Source organism: Micromonospora sp. BL4, assembly GCF_003667505.1.
Lineage (GTDB): Bacteria > Actinomycetota > Actinomycetes > Mycobacteriales > Micromonosporaceae > Micromonospora.
Map to the genome: position 1 here is coordinate 1 of NZ_RCVJ01000225.1, position 3628 is coordinate 3628.

Consider the following 3628-nt stretch of genomic DNA (forward strand, 5'->3'; position numbering starts at 1 on the left):
CCCCGACCCCGAGCCCCCCACCGACCGACCCTCGCGTTGATCAAGAGGTTTGCGTCACCAGGACGGCACCGGATGACGCAAACCTCTTGATCACGCGTGCCTCTGATCAGGCGTGTTCGGGTTACCAGTTGGTGGAGCCTGGGACCTTGGGCCAGGGCTTGTTGGTGGGCTTGATCAGGTAGGCGACGCCGCCGGAGCCGCCGGAGACGCCGCCGCTGGCGTTGATCCGCTTGGTCCGCAGCCAGATCTGCTCGAACTGCGCACGCTTGTAGACGTTGCGCACCACGTCGTTGCTGGACGAGGCGGGGTCGTTGACGATCACGTCGCCGTCGGCGGTGAAGCCGACCACCACGAACAGGTGCCCGGAGGTGCCGTAGTTCGCCCCGTCCAGCTCGCTGGCCAGGAAGGACTGGCTGGTCACCACCGGGATGCCGGCGGCGATGAAGCGCTCCAGCTCGTCCAGTGAGTGCAGCCGGGTGACCCGCCCCTCCAGGCCGGGGAAGCTGGCGGCGTACGCGGTGTTGAACGGCCAGTTGCCCGCGCCGTCGTACGCGTAGTCGTAGGTCATCCGCGCGGCGTGGTTGACCGTCGGGTCGGGGTAGGTCGGGTCCACCCAGGAGGTGTCGGCCGGGGACGGCCCCCGCCCCCAGTACTCGACCACCATCTCGGTCGAGGTGGGCGAGCACCAGGCCTCACCACCGCCGTCGTACTCGGGGTAGTGCCCGGAGTGCACGTTCTGCGAGTAGCGCGGCACCGGCAGTTCGCGGCCCCACGCGATGTGCCCGGCGCTCGGCGTGACGGTGAACCGGTCCGGCACGGTCGAGCTCATCGCGCCGAGCATCCGGACCACCGGCGCGGCGGTCTGGCCGGGCGCCCGGTAGAGGGTCAGTCGCAGCTGGTACGACCGCAGCAGCACGCCGGCGGCGGCGTCGTCGATGCTGAAGGTGTCGGTCCAGATCGTCGACCAGGGGTCGCCCTGCTGGTTGACGGTGGTCCGCTTGATGTCGCTGTCGCCGGACGCCCAGCGGCCCATGACGTACCACGGGGTCTGGTCACCGCTGGTGTAGCTGCCCTGCATCTCCACCTGGATCCAGGTGCCGGCGGGGGTCTCCGCGTTCCAGGACGCGATCAGCTCGGTGGCGTCGAACCCGACCCGGGTCACCGGCGAGGTCCAGGTGCCGTACTCCCAGGTGCGGGTGACGCCGGTGTGCGGGTCGGCGTACTCGGTGGTGCCGGCCGGGCGGGCCAGGGTGATGCCCGCGCGGTGGCCGGGCACCACGCGGGTGCCGGACCGCTGGCCCCGGTGCCAGTCGGCGGGCCCGGACCAGTCCTGGAAGGTGATCTGCTCGTCGTGGGTGATGGTGGGCGGTCGGCCGCCGGAGAGCGGCGAGGCCACGGCCGCGGGTGCGGCGGTGGCGAGCAGGGCGAGCGCGGTGACGCCGGCGAGGGCGGCCGCGTGCAGGCGGGATCTGGCCATGGGTGCTCCGCGGTGTCGAGAGGGGCATCGTCGCTGGTCAGTGTTCCGCTTGGAGGGAAGTTTCGCCAGATGTTCACGGATGGAAAATCATTGCCGCTGCGATGGTCCACCTGGGATGGCGAAGGCAGCGACGGATATTGATATGACCATGTGACAGGTGGTGAAGTGTCCACCATCGAGCGGGATCTCCCGCCCTTCGAGGAGGTAGTCCATGGCCCTCCGCACGCCCATCCCACTCCGCCGCGTCCTGGTGCTCGCCGTCGTCACCGGGCTGGGAATCGTCACCGTCGCCACCGGCCCGGTCTCCGCCCGCCCGGCACCGGACCGGACCGCCGAGCAGGCCGCTGCCAGCTACCGGGTGCTCGGGCCCCGGACCCTCGCCGACCGCAACGCGGTGGCCCGCACCGGGGCCGCCATCGACTACTCCGAGCACGGCGTGCTGCACATCTCGGCCACCGCGACCGAGGCCGCCGCGATCGGCAAGCTCGGCTTCCGACTGGAACCGCTCGCCCCGCCGCCGAACGTGGAGCGCGGCGCCGGCGAGATGGGTACGCAGGCCTTCCCGCCCGCCGACTCCAACTTCCACGACTACGCGGAGTTGACCGCCGTCGTGAACCGGGTCGTGGCCGACCACCCGGCAATCGCCCGCAAGATCAGCATCGGTTCGTCGTACGAGGGCCGCGACCTGATGGCGGTCAAGATCTCCGACAACGTCGGCACCGACGAGGGCGAACCCGAGATCCTGTTCAACGCCCAGCAGCACGCCCGCGAGCACCTGACGGTCGAGATGGCGATCTACCTGCTCAACCTCTTCACCGACAGCTACGGCTCCGACTCCCGGATCACCAACATCGTCAACAGCCGGGAGATCTGGATCGTGCCGACGGTCAACCCGGACGGTAGCGAGTACGACATCGCCACCGGGTCGTACCGGTCCTGGCGCAAGAACCGGCAGCCCAACAGCGGCTCGTCCAACGTCGGCACCGACCTGAACCGCAACTGGGGCTACAACTGGGGCTGCTGCGGCGGCTCGTCCGGCTCCACCTCGTCCGAGACCTACCGGGGACCGTCGGCGTTCTCCGCGCCCGAGACGCAGGCGTTGCGCAACTTCGTCAACAGTCGGGTGGTCGGCGGGACGCAGCAGATCAAGGCCAACATCGACTTCCACACGTACTCGCAGCTGGTGCTCTGGCCGTACGGCTACACGACCGCGAACACCGGGCCCGGGATGAGCGCCGACCAGTACAACACCTTCGCCACCATCGGCCAGCAGATGGCGGCTACCAACAGCTACACCCCGGAGCAGTCCAGCGACCTCTACATCACCGACGGGGACAGCATCGACTGGATGTGGGCGACCCACGGCATCTGGGCGTACACCTTCGAGATGTACCCGGGCTCGTCCGGCGGCGGCGGTTTCTACCCGCCCGACGAGGTGATCCCCGCACAGACCTCGCGCAACCGCGAGGCGGTGCTGATGCTCAGCGAGTACGCCGACTGCCCGTACCGGGCGATCGGCAAGCAGGCGCAGTACTGCGGCGGTGGCGGCGGCACCACGGTCTGGTCGGACACCTTCGAGACCGCGACCGGCTGGACCATCAACCCGTCCGGCACCGACACCGCGACCCTCGGGGCCTTCGAGCGGGGCGCCGCCCAGGCGACCACCTCCTCCGGGGCCAAGCAGCTCACCCCGTACGCCGGCAGCAACGACCTGGTCACCGGGCGGCTCGCCGGCTCCGCGGCGGGTGACCACGACGTCGACGGTGGGGTGACCAGCGCCCGGTCCCCGGCGGTGACACTGCCGTCGTCCGGCACGCTGACCCTCTCGCTGGCGTGGTACCTGGCGCACGGTTCGAACGCCTCGTCGGCGGACTACCTGCGGGTGAGCGTGGTGCACAACGGTGGCACCACGGCGCTGCTGACCCAGTCCGGCGCGGCGTCCAACCGCAACGGGAGCTGGGCGGTGGCGAACCTCAACCTCACCCCGTACGCCGGCCAGTCGGTGCGCATCCTCATCGAGGCGGCGGACGCCTCCGGCGCCAGCCTCGTGGAGGCGGCTGTGGACAACGTCACCATCAGCGCCTCCTGATCGGGTGGGGCCCCGTTCCGCCCCTGCGGGGCCCCACCCGATCAGGAGGCGCTGATGGTGAC

At 70.2% G+C, this 3628-nt stretch carries 2 protein-coding genes; one reads left to right on the top strand and one right to left on the bottom strand.

The window, feature by feature from the left end; all coding sequences use genetic code 11:
• Positions 1-121 precede the first annotated feature (121 nt).
• Positions 122-1477, bottom strand: coding sequence for a C39 family peptidase (locus EAD89_RS28295; protein WP_121657006.1), 1356 nt, complete (start codon positions 1475-1477; stop codon positions 122-124).
• Between the two features lie 211 nt (positions 1478-1688).
• Here EAD89_RS28295 and EAD89_RS28300 point away from each other — a divergent pair, with 211 nt between their 5' ends.
• Positions 1689-3566: a M14 family metallopeptidase gene (locus EAD89_RS28300; protein ID WP_121657005.1), complete on the top strand. Its 1878-nt coding sequence runs from the start codon at positions 1689-1691 to the stop codon at positions 3564-3566.
• Positions 3567-3628: the final 62 nt, after the last annotated feature.